The sequence below is a fragment of the Rhizobium giardinii bv. giardinii H152 genome (assembly GCF_000379605.1).
Lineage (GTDB): Bacteria > Pseudomonadota > Alphaproteobacteria > Rhizobiales > Rhizobiaceae > Pararhizobium > Pararhizobium giardinii.
Genome location: NZ_KB902602.1, coordinates 91,542 through 106,881, shown reverse-complemented (window position 1 = coordinate 106,881; position 15,340 = coordinate 91,542). Strand labels below are relative to the sequence as shown.

13 protein-coding genes and 1 pseudogene are annotated in these 15,340 nt (G+C 58.3%); 11 read left to right on the top strand and 3 right to left on the bottom strand.

Annotation, left to right across the window (positions count from 1 at the left end):
• Nucleotide 1 precedes the first annotated feature (1 nt).
• The gene (locus A3AY_RS0109395; protein ID WP_018325424.1) at nt 2–730 is read left to right on the top strand and encodes an SDR family oxidoreductase; all 729 of its coding nucleotides are present in this window, start codon (nt 2–4) and stop codon (nt 728–730) included.
• A 22-nt stretch (nt 731–752) separates the two neighbouring features.
• Nucleotides 753–1,481, top strand: coding sequence for an SDR family oxidoreductase (locus A3AY_RS0109390; RefSeq protein ID WP_018325423.1), 729 nt, complete (start codon nt 753–755; stop codon nt 1,479–1,481).
• A gap of 485 nt (nt 1,482–1,966) precedes the next feature.
• Here the strand turns inward: A3AY_RS0109390 and A3AY_RS40415 are convergent, their stop codons facing one another.
• The 3 genes and pseudogenes from A3AY_RS40415 to A3AY_RS0109380 all read right to left on the bottom strand — a co-directional run bounded on the left by A3AY_RS40415 (nt 1,967) and on the right by A3AY_RS0109380 (nt 4,182).
• Nucleotides 1,967–2,803 (bottom strand): GNAT family N-acetyltransferase, encoded by an 837-nt coding sequence (locus tag A3AY_RS40415; protein ID WP_234913073.1) that lies wholly within the window; start codon nt 2,801–2,803, stop codon nt 1,967–1,969.
• Nucleotides 2,769–3,094: pseudogene (locus A3AY_RS37650) on the bottom strand (DUF1348 family protein); the annotation flags it as partial. The gene A3AY_RS40415 and the pseudogene A3AY_RS37650, both read right to left, overlap by 35 nt.
• A 47-nt stretch (nt 3,095–3,141) precedes the next feature.
• A complete protein-coding gene (locus tag A3AY_RS0109380) occupies nt 3,142–4,182 on the bottom strand; it encodes a LacI family DNA-binding transcriptional regulator (protein ID WP_018325421.1) in 1,041 nt (346 codons plus the stop codon).
• A gap of 154 nt (nt 4,183–4,336) precedes the next feature.
• Between A3AY_RS0109380 and A3AY_RS0109375 the strand changes: the two genes are divergently transcribed.
• The 9 genes from A3AY_RS0109375 to iolD all read left to right on the top strand — a co-directional run bounded on the left by A3AY_RS0109375 (nt 4,337) and on the right by iolD (nt 15,332).
• Complete coding sequence (locus tag A3AY_RS0109375; protein ID WP_018325420.1) at nt 4,337–5,311, top strand: sugar ABC transporter substrate-binding protein; 975 nt, start codon at nt 4,337–4,339, stop codon at nt 5,309–5,311.
• 136 nt (nt 5,312–5,447) lie between these two features.
• The gene (locus A3AY_RS0109370; RefSeq protein WP_245275894.1) at nt 5,448–6,452 is read left to right on the top strand and encodes an ABC transporter permease; all 1,005 of its coding nucleotides are present in this window, start codon (nt 5,448–5,450) and stop codon (nt 6,450–6,452) included.
• A gap of 9 nt (nt 6,453–6,461) precedes the next feature.
• Nucleotides 6,462–7,283, top strand: coding sequence for an ATP-binding cassette domain-containing protein (locus A3AY_RS0109365; protein ID WP_018325418.1), 822 nt, complete (start codon nt 6,462–6,464; stop codon nt 7,281–7,283).
• 27 nt (nt 7,284–7,310) lie between these two features.
• Nucleotides 7,311–8,213, top strand: a complete 903-nt coding sequence (locus A3AY_RS0109360; protein WP_018325417.1) for a sugar phosphate isomerase/epimerase family protein — start codon at nt 7,311–7,313, stop codon at nt 8,211–8,213.
• A 159-nt stretch (nt 8,214–8,372) separates the two neighbouring features.
• Nucleotides 8,373–9,545, top strand: a complete 1,173-nt coding sequence (locus A3AY_RS0109355; RefSeq protein ID WP_026203265.1) for a Gfo/Idh/MocA family protein — start codon at nt 8,373–8,375, stop codon at nt 9,543–9,545.
• A gap of 80 nt (nt 9,546–9,625) precedes the next feature.
• Nucleotides 9,626–10,567, top strand: a complete 942-nt coding sequence (locus tag A3AY_RS0109350) for a sugar phosphate isomerase/epimerase family protein (protein WP_018325415.1) — start codon at nt 9,626–9,628, stop codon at nt 10,565–10,567.
• Between the two features lie 56 nt (nt 10,568–10,623).
• Nucleotides 10,624–11,553: a TIM barrel protein gene (locus tag A3AY_RS0109345; RefSeq protein ID WP_026203264.1), complete on the top strand. Its 930-nt coding sequence runs from the start codon at nt 10,624–10,626 to the stop codon at nt 11,551–11,553.
• 21 nt (nt 11,554–11,574) lie between these two features.
• The gene (locus tag A3AY_RS0109340) at nt 11,575–13,497 is read left to right on the top strand and encodes a bifunctional 5-dehydro-2-deoxygluconokinase/5-dehydro-2-deoxyphosphogluconate aldolase (protein ID WP_018325413.1); all 1,923 of its coding nucleotides are present in this window, start codon (nt 11,575–11,577) and stop codon (nt 13,495–13,497) included.
• On the top strand, nt 13,494–15,332 hold the full coding sequence (gene iolD / locus A3AY_RS0109335) for a 3D-(3,5/4)-trihydroxycyclohexane-1,2-dione acylhydrolase (decyclizing) (RefSeq protein ID WP_018325412.1): 1,839 nt from the start codon (nt 13,494–13,496) through the stop codon (nt 15,330–15,332). Before A3AY_RS0109340 ends, iolD begins: the two co-directional genes overlap by 4 nt.
• Nucleotides 15,333–15,340: the final 8 nt, after the last annotated feature.

Genomic DNA, 15,340 nt, shown 5'->3' with positions numbered 1-15,340 from the left:
CGTGTCGGATTTTACAGGAAAAATAATCATCATCACGGGCGCTGGTAAGGGCATCGGTCGCGCCTGCGTTGAACTGCTTACGCAGCGTGGCGCGCGGGTCGTCGCCCTGTCACGTTCACAGGCCGATCTGGATGATCTGGCCGCGAAGTTCGGCGCGACCGTACTATCCGTCGATCTCGCCGACAATGCCGCGGCACGCGCGGCCATGAAGACGGCGGGATTGGCCGACGCCCTGATCAACTGCGCGGGAACCAACGTGCTTGAAAGCGTCCTGGGTATGACGGAGGAGGGCTATGAGCAGGTCCTCGGCATCAACCTGCGAGCCGCTCTGATTTGTGCGCAGGAGTTTGCCCGGGCCCGCATAGCAAACGGCGGCGGCGGTACGATCGTGAATGTGACTTCGATCGCCGGACATCGTGGTTTCGTGGATCACGTGGCTTACGCCGCTTCGAAGGCGGGACTGGAAGGCGCGACACGCGTCATGGCCAAGGAACTCGGCGCCTATGGAATCCGCGTCAACGCAGTGGCGCCGACCGTTACCATGACCGAGCTTGCCGCGAAGGCGTGGTCCGAACCTTTCAAACGTGACCCAATGATCGTTCGCCACCCGATGGCGCGTTTTGCAGAGGTTGACGACGTCGCACGATCGATCGCCCTACTTATTTCAGAGGACGCGGCCATGATCAGTGGCGCAGTCCTGCCAGTCGACGGCGGCTTCCTTGCCGTCTGAAAACCAAGAGCGAGACAAGAAGATGACAAAACCACTCAAAGGAAAGATTGCTGCGGTGACCGGCGCAGCTTCCGGTATTGGGCTGGCCACGACCCGCGCCCTGATCGATGCCGGTGCCACGGTCGTGATGGTCGATTATAACAAACAGGCGCTCGAAACGTACGCTGTCGAGTTCGGCGGCGCTGTAGTCATACAGGTTACCGACCTTCTGGACGCCGCAAGTTGTGCGGCCATGGTGCCGGAGATCTTGGCAAAGGTCGACCATCTCGACATCCTGCACTGCAATGCAGGGTCCTACATTGGCGGGGAACTTATCGATACTGATACCGCGACAATGGATCGGATGCTGAATCTCAACATAAACGCCGTCATGAAGAACGTTCGCGACATCGCTCCGCACATGATCGAGCGCGGGACCGGGGACATTTTGGTTACTTGCTCCGTGGCCGGGCATGCGCCGATCCAGTGGGAGCCAGTCTATTCCAGCTCCAAATGGGCGATTACCAGTTTCGTCCAGATCATGCGCCGGCAGTTGAAAAGCCACGGCATCAGGGTCAGCCAGGTTTCGCCCGGCCCGGTCGTTTCCGCGCTGCTTGCCGATTGGCCTGAGGAAAACCTTGAGAAGGCAAAAGCCAATGGCAGCCTGATCGAGCCCTCGGAGGTCTCCGACGCCATCATCTTCATGCTGACCCGACGGCGAAACGTCACGATCCGGGACATGATTGTGTTGCCGACAAATTTCGACGTGTAGATAAGGAACACCGAGTCTTTGCGGAAGCTCATTTCGGATTACACGCGAAAGGTCTGCGATAACAAACAACTATCGCACCGGCTGCATCATTATCGACTAGGAATTTTTGTCGTCGCATCCAGTGTGCCGGAAGGCTGACCGGCCGCTTTTACGACGCGAAGTTAACCGCCCAAACGTCCAAACATGACGGCGCGAAGCGGTAATTAATTCCGCTCTCCGGCCCGAAGCGGGAGGCCAGGGGAGTGCCGGATAGGGCGCAATATAAGAAAGATGGCGATTCACTGTGTCGATCAGGGAGGACCTCCCGGCATTTAGCATCTGCGATGATCAGGACGCAATGCAGCTGCCCTGAAACCGTACAGGAGCAGGCTTCTATGTGACGATCCAGAAACTCACACGCTGGCCGGAAGGAAGATCGCCAGATGTGCTACAGCTTGAAGTTCTTCCGGTCGTACGCGTGCTGCAAGCCCATTTTCCTGAGGTTGTCATAGAGATATTGGGTTGTCAGTTGAAGGTACTTCTGTTTCGACGGCGAACGTCGAAACGCCTTGTGCGATACCGTAGTCGGTGCGAGCCTGGATGAGCGCCTTTTGAACGCCCCGGTTCCGAAACTCGGGGACTGTGGTACCGCCACCCAGCCAAGCATATGAACCCGAGACGTACATGGCGCCGGTGCCGATAGGCGTTTCATCGTCAAGAGCGAAAAAACACGACCAGCCCTCTTTGCCCACAATGGCTGACCAAAGGGCGGCCAAGCTTGGCGGGAAGTTGAATCCCCTGCACATCACCGATCCGAAGAGCAGGCATTCGTCGCCTTGAACTCTTCGGGTAAGCACACTCACCGGCGCATCGAGGTTGCTAAAAGGCGCGCTGCGGGTAAGCTTTGCCCATCCGGGACCGTGCTCAGGCAGACCCTTGGTCTGGATCCAGTTTCTCACCTCGTCCGAGACAGCGTCCACATTCAATTGCAGGAAGCGGTTCCCCGCCCTTGCTCGGATCCATTTATATGCTTTGTCCAGATCTTCGACAGAGCCCAGCCCCAGAACACGATTTAGGCCGATCGCTGGTACGCTTGGCAACGAGATCGCGCATCCGCAGTTGATGACAAGGCATCCGAAATCCTCCTCAGCCCGGAGATGTTCGGGTGAGAGCTTGTGCAGGCTGACGAAGGCATCGGCCTCAATGGCGTCTTCGTGCGTTGGGAAAATGCGTTCTGAAACCGAGGATTCAAGACATGCTCCTGAGCCGCTGCCGTTGACGGCAAAATACAAAGAGAGACTGGCTGTACTAAAAACCCAGGTCGCTGAGACCGGGATGATCAACTGGCCTGCGGCCAAGCGGCCAGCGGAAGCTGCGGCCGTCGGCCGGAAAAGGCAGGTCGTTAATGCAGGCATAGCGCCTTCGCATCAGGCCACTGTCGTCGAACTCCCAGTTCTCGTTCCCGGACGATCGGAACAGTTGCTACCGTCGTCATGCCACTCGTAGGCAAATCCGACGGCGATCCGATTGCCGCCAATGGCCCAGAGTTCCTTGATCAACCGGTAATCCAGCTCTCGCCGCCATTTTGCAGAAAGAAACGTCAGGATTGCTTCCCGCCCGGTCACAAATTCAGCAGGACGAGACAAGTAAAACTCCGTTCAGCCAACGAAACAAGCGACGCTCACGTCCACATGCTTTCGGGGGTAAGGATGTCAAAAGGAACAATCCGCTGTTCGATCGACGCTGCGTCTCTTCGCTCGATCAGCCGCAACATGACGTCGATGAGCTCCCGGGGCATTCTTTCCAGGGGATGGCACAGCGATGCGGTGATCAAACCCTCGCTCAGCCCTTTACGCGTCTCCGGCCCGATATCGCTACAAACGATCCGGATCTTGCGTTGCTGCTCCGGCGACAGCTCGCGCAAGGCTCTCAAAACCCCCGAAATGCCGCCGCCATTGACAAAGATGCCTCTGAGGTCCGGTTCTTCGTCTATCAACCTGCGAACAATAGCATAAGCGTTTTCTGGAACCTCGTGGGTAAGAAGTGTTTCGCTGACATGAATTTCGGGCGCATGCTCACGCATGTACGACCGGAAGCTTGCATCCGCTATGTCCTGGCACTGATAGCGATTGCTTCCGACAAGGGGAACGACGGTGGCGGGGCCCTCGGTCGTCTGGCTGATGAACCAGGCGGCGGTTCGGCCCCTCTTCCAATTGTCGGTGCCCACAAAGCCCGCCCGGCTAGCGGCCGAAAGATCGGTGACATAGGCAACAACGGGAATACCCATGGCGCGCAATTCATCTATTGCCTGACTAACCAGCGGATGATCAGCCGTTATTACCGCAATGGCATCAGCCGATTCACCCATTTTCAGCAAATTCGTGGAGACTGCTTCGGGGGAAAGGTCGTCCTCGAAGACGACTTCGGGCTTGATGACGGCGTCGCTGCGGAGCATGGATGCTGACGTGATCCCTTCTGCCCACAACTGGTACAACGGCCGATGCGACTGCTGCATCAGGAAGGCAAGCCGACGATGCGGCAGGTTCTCGCGCTTGCGTTGGCGTAACGCACCAAGCCCATAGAATCCGATTTCGTCCGCTGCATCCAGAATTCGGTCTATCGTTTCCGCCCGCACTGTTCCTGTTCCGTGCAAAAGTCGGTTGAGGGTGGAAAGACTGACATTCGCAGTCTTCGCCAGATCAGCCATCGTCGGTCTGTTCATCTGTCAACATCCCTGGAAATGTCATTCATGAATGACATGTTTTGGAATAAAAAAGCGCATTGAAAACGAAGCAGGTTTCATTCTGACACTTCTCGCGTTACACATCAATACGCATTTTGTGGAGCCATCTGATGATGGGAAATGGGAGGAAGAAATGGGAATTTTGAAGCACTTCTGTGCAGCATTGTTGGCGACTACGGTTGTATCTTTTGCTGCTCCGGCGGTCTATGCAGCGAACATCGCAGTCGTCGGCGGGAAGAACGACGACGCTTTCTGGAACATTATCAAGAAGGGTGTCGATGACGCTCGCGTGATCGTCGAGGCGAATGGCGGCACGGTGAATTACCTTCGTCTTCAGACCTATGATAACTTTGCTCCCGACGTCGTGCAGCTCATTCAGACTGCGATCAGCCAGAAGGTCGATGGGCTCGTCATTCCGAACTGGGTGCCGGAAGGGGAGGATCCGGCCATCAAGGAAGCGATCAGCGCGGGCATCAAGGTCATCCTGATGAATGCCGGTGGATATGAAAAGGCACAGGAACTCGGCGCCATCAACTATGTCGGCTCGGATGAATACATTGCGGGCGTCGCAGGTGGCGAGTACTTCTCGAAGAACGGCAAGAAAAACGTGCTCTGCGTCAACACTGTTCCCGGCGCCGCCAATCTGGAAGCTCGCTGCAAGGGTGTGATCGACGGAATTACGAAGGCCGGCGGCGCCGCCAAGCAATTGCCACTGCCGGCGACGAGTTTTGGCGATGCTACCGCGGTCGCCGAAGCCATCAAGGCGACATTGCTCCAAGACGCCAGCATTGATGGTGTGATTACCATCTCCGCCGGAGATGCGGACTCAGCCGCTATCGGCGTTCTGCAGGCCGGCAAGACGGAAACAGTTCTTCTCGGAACTTTCGACCTTAACCAGTCGGGTCTCGACCGCATCAAGGACGGGACGCAAGGCTTTGCAATTGACCAGCAGCCCTATCTTCAGTCTCTTCTGGCGGTCACCCTTCTGGCCTCCGCGATCGACTTCGGAACCGATCTGCCAACGGCACCGGTTCTGACCGGTCCCGGTATTGTCGACAAGTCCAACATCGAAGCCACGTTGACTGGTGTCTCGAAGGGCGCTCGATAAGGAGCTCTTCCACGCTTCGCCTCGATCCGCGCCTTTGCCGCGGATCGAGAGATGTGCTCGCGAACTCGCGAAAGCTGCAAGGGCGCTGATCGATGCCGGCCATTCTCAGCTTGCGGACAACACTGGAGTGAAACACGTGAAAAATTTCCCTGTGGGCGATCTTCTTCGTCGCCCGGAATCTGGCGCTTTTCTTGGTCTTGTATTCGTACTTGTCTTCTTCGTTGTCTTTGGTAGCGTCGAATTCCTGAAGCCTGCCGGCGCGGCAAGCTGGCTGAACGTTGCCGCCAATCTCGGTATTGTCGCAATCCCGGTCGGACTTCTCATGATCTCCGGCGAACTGGACATTTCAATTGGTGCGATGATCCCTGCGGGAGCTTTGACCGTCGCGATCATCTCCGGCTACTACGGCTTGCCGATTTGGCTTGGTGTGGTCGGCTCGCTTACGCTCGGCTTGGTTGTCGGCCTCATCAACGGCTTCTTGGTTATACGCACAGCAGTGCCATCGCTGATCGTCACGCTCGGGACGCTTTTTGCCGTGCAAGGGCTCATTCTGGGCTGCTCCGTGTTTCTCACGGGGACGACCAGCGTGGCCTTGAGCCCGGCCCAATCCGGCGCTGTCGCAAAGGCGCTGTTCGGCCAATTCATCGGCGGAAGTTTTCAGGTAACCATCATCTGGTGGATGGTTCTGACAGTGATCTATGTCTTCTACGTCCACTATTCGCCTTTCGGAAGCTGGCTTTTCGCCCTGGGCGGCGACAAGGTGAGCGCACGCAATGCGGGCATCCCGACAGACAAGCTGACGGTGACGCTATTCGTACTATCGTCTGTGAGTGCTGCCTTTCTCGGAATGTGCCAGGCGATCCTGTTCAACGTCGCCCAGGTCTCGGCCGGCATGACGTTCATCTTCAACTCGATCATCGCGGTCGTGGTGGGCGGCGTGTTGCTGACGGGCGGTTTCGGCTCGGTTATCGGCATCTTTCTGGGCACGATTACTTTCGCCATCGTTAACCAAGGCATCTATTTCACGTCCTTCGACCGCAATTGGTCGAGCCTCATCATCGGTGTCATGTTGCTGCTCGCAGTGCTGATGAACAACACGTTCCGCATTATGGCCCTGACCTATTCCCCGAAGAAGAAGTGAGGACAGACGATGACCACGCCAATCCTTGAACTGAGAAACGTCAACAAGTCTTTTGGCCCGATCGATGTCCTTCACGATATCTCGATGAAGGTGCATGCGGGGGAGGTGCTGTGCCTCCTGGGGGACAACGGGGCAGGCAAATCCACACTCATCAAGACGCTGGCAGGCGTTTACAAGCCAAATTCGGGCGAAGTGCTGATGGACGGAAATCCCGTCGATTTCAGTGGCCCGCGAGATGCGCAGCGCATGGGCATCTCCACCGTGCATCAGTTTGGCGGAACATTCCCGCTGATGAGCATCGGCCGCTCGTTCTTCATCGGTGCGGAGCCCACCAAGGGCCTCTGGCCTTTCAAGATCTACGACCGCAAGAAAGCCAACGAAATTGCGGTAAAGGCGGTGCAGGGCTTCGGCATCACCCGTATCGTTGACGGAGACCGACTGATTGGCGGTCTTTCGGGCGGTGAGCGACAGTCTCTGGCGATAGCCCGCGCCGTGCATTTCGGTGCCCGCGTCCTGATCCTTGACGAGCCGACGGCAGCATTGGGCGTCAAGCAGGCATCTCACGTCCTTAGAATCGTGTTGGAGGCAAAGAGGCGAGGGATCGCCGTCATCTTCATTACCCACCAGGTCACCCATGCCATCGCGGTTGGCGACCACTTCGCCGTCCTGATCCGGGGTGCGGTCGCCGCCAATTTCCGCAAGGGCGAAAGGTCGCGCGAGGAGATCACCGATTTGATGGCGGGCGGCGAAGCTTTGGCGGATCTGGGTGCCGAGGTGGAGAGCTACATGGCGAGCCATGACGGCCATCCGCCGCCGATCCCGGCAAAGTGAAAAAAGAAAGATAACGGAGTAAGACCGATGAAGATTGCCCTCGACCCTCACATGCACCGGTTCACCAGCCTAGAGGAATTGCCGGCGAAGGTTGCCGAGCTCGGCTATGAGTGGATCGAACTGTCGCCGCGTGCGGATTTTCTGGAATGGTTCAAGGCGCCGCGTGTGTTCCCTGAACGAATCCGATCTTTCAAGAAGGCACTCGCTGCCGAGAACGTGAAGATCGCCTCACTTCTGCCGATGTATCGCTGGGCGTCGAACGACGAAGCAGAGCGACAGGCCGCGGTCAAGCACTGGAAGCGTGCCATCGAGATTGCGATCGAGCTTGAAGTCGACACGATGAATTCGGAGTTCGGCCGCGGTCCGCATCCCGACAAGGGCTCCTGCTATTGCTGCCACACGGGTTCGATGATCGAGGCCTGTGAGGACGCCTGGTGGCGCTCCATGGAGGAACTCGTCCCGATCTTTGAGCGAGAAGGCATCAACCTGCACGTGGAGCCGCACCCGGAGGACTGGTGCGAGACGTTGCAGCCGGCGCTCGACATCATCCGGACGGTCAATTCGAAGAATGTGAAGTTCCTCTATTGCGCGCCGCATACCTTCTATTTCGGAGACGATACCAAGGCCATGCTGCGCGAGGCAAAGGATGTGCTGGCACATGTGCATGTCGGCGACACGTTCAATCACAAGGCAAGTTCTGGGCTTCGCTACATCCTGAACCCGCCTGGTACCAATGCTCGCGTGCACCAACATCTGAATATCGGCCAGGGCGAAGTGCCGTGGGACGACTTCTTCGGCACGCTCGCCGAGATCGGCTTCGACGGCATCATGACCTCTTGCGTCTTCGCCTGGGAAGATCGAGCGGATGAGTCAAGCAAGTTCATGCGCAACAAAATGCAGGAATACATCGACCGCTACTTCAAGAAGTAATGCATGCTCTAGCGGCGAGAACCAGAGCACACGACAGAAATCGAGAAATGTAACGGAGATGCCGCCCAATGGGCGGTCTCCGGCAGGGTAGTTATTGCCTCGACAAGGTGGTCAGCAAACGAATGGGCGCCCGAGGCTTCAATTGAAGAGGTTACCGAGATGATCAACGGAGAACGACTGATTTCGCGCCCACTGCGCTGGGGAATGGTCGGTGGCGGGCGCACCGGCCAGGTGGGGTACAAGCACCGCACAGGAGCGTTGCGCGACGGCAATTATCAACTGGTGGCTGGTGCCTTCGATCTGGATGTTGAACGAGGCCAGGATTTCGGCGTCAATCTGGGCGTGGCCCTCGATCGCTGCTATCCCGACTACAAGGCGCTGATCGCAGGCGAATCCTCCCGCGAGGACGGTGTCGACGTGGTGTCGATCGCAACACCGAACTTTACCCATTACGAGATCACCAAGGCTTGCCTTGAGGCCGGGTTGCATGTGATCTGCGAAAAGCCGCTCTTTTTCACTGTCGCTGAATGCGATGAAGTCGCCAAATTGGCCGAGGAAAAGGGTCTAATTGTCGGCGTCACCTACGGCTTTACGGGTCATCCGCTGGTTCACCAGATGGCGGCGATGGTCAAGAAGGGAATGCTCGGCGACATTCGCATCGTCGACATGCAATACACCCACGGCTTTAATTCCGGTGACGACGTTGGCGCTGGCGAAGCCGTGAAATGGCGCACCAATCCGAAGACTGCCGGGCCGACCTTCGTTCTCGGTGATATCGGCACGCATCTCTACTATCTTTCGGAAGTGGTGCTGCCGCACATGAAGATCGAAAAACTACTTTGCGACCGCAAGGCTTTTATCCCGACCCGCGCGCCACTCGAGGATCATGCCACCGTCCTTATGCACTACGACAACGGTGCGCGCGGGCGGCTCTGGGTCTCGTCGGTCAATGCCGGCAACATGGGTTCACAGCGTTACCGCTTCGTTGGTTCCAAGGCGTCGATCGAGTGGTCCGATTCCCATCCCGACCAGCTGATCTACGAGGTTCAGGGCGAGCCGAACCGCACGCTTCATCATGGCATGCCCTATCTCGAAGAGGAGAGCCTTGCTGTCGATCGCATGGGCGCATTGCATACTGAGGGGCTCGGCGATAGCTGGGCGAACATCTATCTCTGGATCGCCCAGGCCATCGACGCGAAGACGCGCGGAGATGAAGCTTTCCTGAAGACCCATCACTACCCAGGCATCAAGGCCGGCACGGAAGGCGTGCGCTGGTTGGAAAACTGCGTCCGTTCGGCGGATACGGGCTCGGCCTGGGTCGACTTTATGTAACAGGACCGGGGGCGCGTTGGACCACCTCCCGTCCTCCTCCCGAAACGCGTCCCCCACACATTCTTTGGAAAGATGACACAATGAAACTTGCGATTTGCACTGATGTGATGGCGAACCTCTCTTTCACCGACATGCTCGATAAATGCGTTAAGCTCGGCGTCGAGGGTATAGAAATGACCGGCGGCGGATGGTCGAGCGGCCCGCATTTTCGTGCCGACGAACTTTTAGCCGACAAGGGCCTGCTCCGGTCCAAGCTCAAGGAAATCGAGGCCCGCGGTCTGGAAATCGCCGCCCTCAATTGCTCCGCGAACCCGCTCGATCCCGGCGATATGGGCAAGCGCCACCGCAAGGAGATGGAGGAAACCATCCGGCTTGCAGGCGAGATCGGTGTGAAGAAGATCGTGACCATGTCCGGTTTGCCGGAGGCGGCGCCCGGTGACACGGTGCCGAACTGGCTCGTCTACACCAAGAGTTGGCCGAACGAGATGCCGGAGCGTGATCGCTTTCAGTGGGAAGACCGCGCGTTTCCGCTCTGGCACGATCTGGTGAAGCTTGCCAAGGAAGTTGGCGTCGAGAAATACGCGCTCGAAAACTTCTCGGCGATGCTCGTGTGGAATCCCGAAACCCTGTTCCGCCTCCGCAACGAGGTTGGCCCGACAGTCGGCATGAACCTCGATCCGTCCCACTTAATGTGGATGGGGGCCGATCCCATCGCATCGGCACGCGCGCTCGGAGATGCGATTCATCACTGCCACGGCAAGGATACCCGCATCGAACGTGGACTGGCCGACGTCAACGGGCTGCTCGAACTCAAGGAGGTCACTGACGTTGCCAACCGGACCTGGAACTACGTCGCAGTAGGAGCAGGTCACGATCTGCAATGGTGGAAGGAATTCTTCTCGGTGGTTTGCATGGTCGGCTACAATGACTGGGTTAGCCTCGAAATGGAAGATTTCACGATGTCCACCGAGGCGGGCATCCAGTCTTCCATTGACGCACTTCAAGCAACGATCAGCCGATGACCGGTTTGGCGCGGGCCGCGATTGGAGCCCGCGCACCACGCCTGCGTGAGGACGACATGACCAACCCGATCACCATCACCACTGCCCCCTGCTGCTGGGGTGTCGATGACGTGAAAAACCCTCATCTCCCCCGTTGGGAGAAAGTGCTGGACGAGGCGCAGGCCGCCGGCTTCGGGGGGCTGGAGCTTGGACCCTATGGCTATCTGCCGCTTGACCTCGGCGTTGTTTCGGAAGCGCTGAACAAGCGTGGGCTGAAGATCGTCGCGGGCACAATCTTTGACGATCTGGTTTCGCCTTCAAACCGCGACAACCTCCTGCGTCAGACCGATGAGATCTGCGCGTTGATTACACGGTTGCCGAAGCCGGAAACCCATGCCGGTCAGCGCTATGCAGCGCCCTATCTGACCGTCATGGACTGGGGTCACGACGAGCGCGACTATGCTGCGGGACATTCAGACCAAGCCCCCCGCCTTGATGGAACGGCGTGGAATGGGATGGTGGAAAACATCCGCAGCATCGCAACGCTTGCGCGCGACAAATATGGTGTACGCGTCACCATCCATCCCCATGCCGGCGGCTACATCGAATTCGCCGACGAGCTGGAGCGTATCGTCAACGATATTCCTACCGATCTGGCAGGTCTGTGCCTCGATACCGGGCATATGGCCTATTCAGGCATGGATCCTGTTGCCACCCTTCGCCGTTACTGGGATCGTGTCGATTACATTCATTTCAAAGACATAGATGCCAAAGTTTTCAAGGACGTCATGGGCGAGCGCATTCGTTTCTTCGATGCCTGCGCGAAGGGGGTCATGTGCCCGATCGGGCGCGGATCAATTGATTACCCTGGTGTCCGGGCCCTGCTTACCGAGCTGGGCTATGGCGGATACATCACCATCGAACAAGAGCGCGACCCCCGAAACGCCGGCGGCATTCTTGAAGACCTGGCAGCCAGCCGGACCTTCCTGGCGTGTACCGGCTTTTGAGGGCCTGCGAGGAGACTTGACATGAAATCACTCGACGTCATCACCATCGGCCGGTCCTCCGTCGACCTTTACGGAGCCCAGATCGGCGGCAGGCTGGAGAACATGCGCTCGTTCAATAAGTACATTGGCGGTTCGCCCACGAACATCGCCTGCGGTGCGGCCAGACTCGGTCTGAAATCCGGTTTAATCACCCGCGTTGGCGACGAGCATATGGGCCGGTTCATTCGCGAGCAGCTCAAGCGCGAAGGTGTGGATACCAACGGAGTCGCTACCGACCCGGAGCGTCTAACGGCGCTCGTCCTGCTGGGCATTCGTAACGAAGAGCAGTTCCCGCTGATTTTCTATCGCGAGAATTGTGCCGACATGGCGCTCAGCGAGGACGACATTCATGCGGACTACATCGCCTCCGGGCGTGCGCTCGTCGTGACCGGTACGCATCTGAGCCACGCACGGACCGAGGCAGCTATTCTAAAGGCTTTGGAGCTTGCCCGCCAGCATGGGGTGCGTACCGCGCTCGACATCGACTATCGCCCAAATTTATGGGGTGTCGCCGGCCACGGTGCAGGTGAGAGCCGTTTTGTGAAGAGCGGCAAGGTGACGGCAAAACTGCAAACGACGCTGCATCTGTTTGATTTGATCGTGGGCACGGAGGAAGAGTTCCACATTGCGGGTGACTCGACCGAGACGATTGAGGCGTTACGCGCAGTTCGCAAAGTTTCCAACGCTACGCTCGTATGCAAACGCGGCGCTGCCGGGGCGGCGGCCTACGTGGGCTCAATACCAGGCAGGCTGGAAGATGGAGAGACCGGTCCCGGCTTCCCGATCGAAGTGTTCAACGTTCTGGGCGCGGGCGACGGCTTCTTCGCCGGACTCCTGAAGGGGTGGCTCGAAGATGCGGACTGGCCGACGGCTCTTAAATACGCGAATGCCTGCGGCGCTTTTGCCGTTTCTCGCCACGGATGCACGCCGGCCTACCCGTCGCTCGAGGAGCTGAAGTTCTTCCTTGGACGCGGGGTCAAGCAACCCGACCTGCGAAATGACTGCGAGCTCGAACAGATCCACTGGTCCACGAACCGTCATCGCAATCACGGGGAAGACTGGCCTGAATACCGGATATTTGCGTTTGACCACCGCATGCAACTTGAGCAGATGGAGGGCTACACCCTTGAACGGGGCGGCGCCTTCAAGAAGCTGTGCCTCAAAGCGGCATTGGACGTCCAAGAGGGACGATCTGGCTACGGGATCTTGTGTGATAATCGCATCGGGCGGAGGGCGTTGCATGAAGCCTCGGGTACCGGCCTCTGGATCGGACGGCCTTGCGAATGGCCGGGTGCACGCCCGCTGACGCTGGAGCCCGAACTGGGCAGTGACTACGGCGGCCTGGGCGAGTGGGCACGGGAAAACGTCGTCAAGGTCCTTTGTTTCTGCCATCCCGATGATGACGCTGGAACGCGTTCCGATCAGGAGGCGACGGTGAAACGCCTTTTCGAGGCATCGCGGCGCGACAACCTGGAATTCCTGCTGGAGATCATTCCCTCGAAGGTGGGACCGGTCGATGACGAAACGACGGCGACGCTGATCCAACAGTTTTATGACATTGGCATCTTTCCCGACTGGTGGAAGCTTGAGCCGATGAAAACGACCGCTGCCTGGGCGAACACCATTGCCGCAATCGAGAAGAACGACCGCTATACGCGTGGGATCGTCGTTCTGGGTCTCGATGCGCCGGAGGCCGAACTGGCGGCAAGTTTCGAGGTCGCCGCCGGTTTCGATCTTGTCAAAGGCTTTGCCGTTGGTCGGACGATTTTTGGCGATGTCGCACGCAGCTGGATGAAAAATGAAATGCAGGACGACGACGCCGTCGGCGAGATGGCAAAGCGCTATCGAGGCCTGTGCTCGATCTGGGACAAGGCGAGGGCAGCCGCACGGGAGAAGATAGCATGACCAAGACAATCATGCTCACGGCCGCGCAGGCGCTGGTCAAATGGCTTTCGGTGCAGATGACCGAAGAAGGAGAGCGCTTCATCGAGGGCGTCTGGGCCATCTTCGGGCACGGCAATGTGGCGGGCATTGGAGAAGCGCTACACGGGATCGGCGACAAGCTGCCGACCTGGCGTGGCCAGAATGAGCAGACCATGGCCCACGCTGCTATCGCCTATGCCAAAACGAAGCGGCGTATGCGCGCGCATGCGGTAACCAGCTCCATTGGACCCGGTGCGACCAATATGGTGACAGCAGCAGCTCTGGCGCATGTCAATCGTCTGCCGGTCCTGTTCATTCCCGGCGATATCTTCGCCAACCGCCGCCCCGATCCGGTGCTACAGCAGATCGAAGATTTCGACGACGGCACAGTGAGTGCCAATGACGCCTTCCGGCCTGTGGTTCGCTATTTTGACCGCATCGCCCGGCCCGAGCATCTGCTGACTGCGCTGCCACGTGCGCTGTCCATCATGACGGATCCGGCGAATTGCGGGCCGGTGTGCCTCGCTTTTTGCCAGGATGTGCAGGCCGACGCCTACGACTATCCGGAAAAGTTTTTTGAGCCTAAGGTCTGGCGTGTTCGCCGCCCGGAACCTGATCGCCGAGAGCTCGATGACGTGGTTGCGATGATCAGGGCGGCGAAGAGCCCGGTCGTCATTTCCGGGGGCGGTGTTCTTTATTCCGGCGCCGAGGACGTTCTCGCTGCGTTCGTGGAACAGCACAATATCCCCTTCGTCGAGACACAAGCCGGCAAGGGCGCGACCCCGTGGGAAAACGCCTACAATTTCGGCTCCCCCGGCGTTACCGGCTCGGAATGCGCCAACCGCCTTTGCGCGAAAGCCGACCTGGTGATTGGCGTCGGCACGCGCTTTCAGGATTTCACGACGGGATCCTGGACCTTGTTCACGAACCAGGAGCGGAAGCTCGTCTCCATCAACCTGCATGGCTATGATGCGACAAAGCATGGCGCAATGCCCCTCGTCGGCGATGCCAGGGTGACGCTGGAGAGGCTTTCCGCTCTGCTGAAGGATCATAGGGCGCCATCTTTCGACGCCGAATCCCGGAACAATTGGCACCAGACGGTGAGTAAGGTTACCGCCACGCCGGAAGTCGATTTGACCAACTATCTTCCCACCGACGCCCAGGTAATCGGCGCCGTGCAGCGGGTAGCCACGGAAAAAACCGTCGCAATGTGCGCGGCGGGCACGATGCCGGGCGCGCTTCAGGTGCTGTGGCAGTCTGCGAAAGGCGGCTACCACATGGAATACGGTTATTCCTGTATGGGATACGAGGTAGCAGGCGCCATGGGCATCAAGCTTGCGGCGCCGGAAAAGGAAGTCATCTGCTTCGTTGGCGACGGCTCTTACATGATGGCCAACTCGGAATTAGCGACTGCGGTCGTCCGGCGCATTCCTTTTACCGTCGTGCTGACCGACAATCGCGGCTACGGCTGCATCAACCGCTTGCAGATCGAATGCGGCGGGGCGGAGTTCAACAATATGTACAAGGACTCCAACATTGAGGTCATGCCGGAGATCGACTTTGTGGGCCATGCCCGCTCCATGGGTGCCCATGCGGAAAAGGCAGTCGATATCGCCGATCTCGAGAAGAAAATTGTTGAAGCGCGCCCGAGGAACATCCCCACGGTCATTGTGATCGACACCGACGCTGTCTCAGGACTGGATGTGGGCGGGCATTGGTGGGATGTCGCCGTGCCGCAGGCGGGGGGACCTGAACGTCTTGAGCATGCGCGTGAGCGATACAACCGAAATGCTGCAAATCAGCGTACCTTTGATTGATCAGTGTG

What these genes read in the sequence shown, in the direction of transcription:
- A3AY_RS0109355 (WP_026203265.1), top strand. Translation starts at nt 8,373, where the DNA reads ATGATCAACGGAGAACGACTGATTTCGCGCCCACTGCGCTGGGGAATG.
- A3AY_RS0109350 (WP_018325415.1), top strand. Translation starts at nt 9,626, where the DNA reads ATGAAACTTGCGATTTGCACTGATGTGATGGCGAACCTCTCTTTCACC.
- A3AY_RS0109340 (WP_018325413.1), top strand. Translation starts at nt 11,575, where the DNA reads ATGAAATCACTCGACGTCATCACCATCGGCCGGTCCTCCGTCGACCTT.
- A3AY_RS0109375 (WP_018325420.1), top strand. Translation starts at nt 4,337, where the DNA reads ATGGGAATTTTGAAGCACTTCTGTGCAGCATTGTTGGCGACTACGGTT.
- A3AY_RS0109390 (WP_018325423.1), top strand. Translation starts at nt 753, where the DNA reads ATGACAAAACCACTCAAAGGAAAGATTGCTGCGGTGACCGGCGCAGCT.
- A3AY_RS0109380 (WP_018325421.1), bottom strand. Translation starts at nt 4,182, where the DNA reads ATGAACAGACCGACGATGGCTGATCTGGCGAAGACTGCGAATGTCAGT.
- A3AY_RS0109360 (WP_018325417.1), top strand. Translation starts at nt 7,311, where the DNA reads ATGAAGATTGCCCTCGACCCTCACATGCACCGGTTCACCAGCCTAGAG.
- A3AY_RS0109345 (WP_026203264.1), top strand. Translation starts at nt 10,624, where the DNA reads ATGACCAACCCGATCACCATCACCACTGCCCCCTGCTGCTGGGGTGTC.
- iolD (WP_018325412.1), top strand. Translation starts at nt 13,494, where the DNA reads ATGACCAAGACAATCATGCTCACGGCCGCGCAGGCGCTGGTCAAATGG.
- A3AY_RS0109365 (WP_018325418.1), top strand. Translation starts at nt 6,462, where the DNA reads ATGACCACGCCAATCCTTGAACTGAGAAACGTCAACAAGTCTTTTGGC.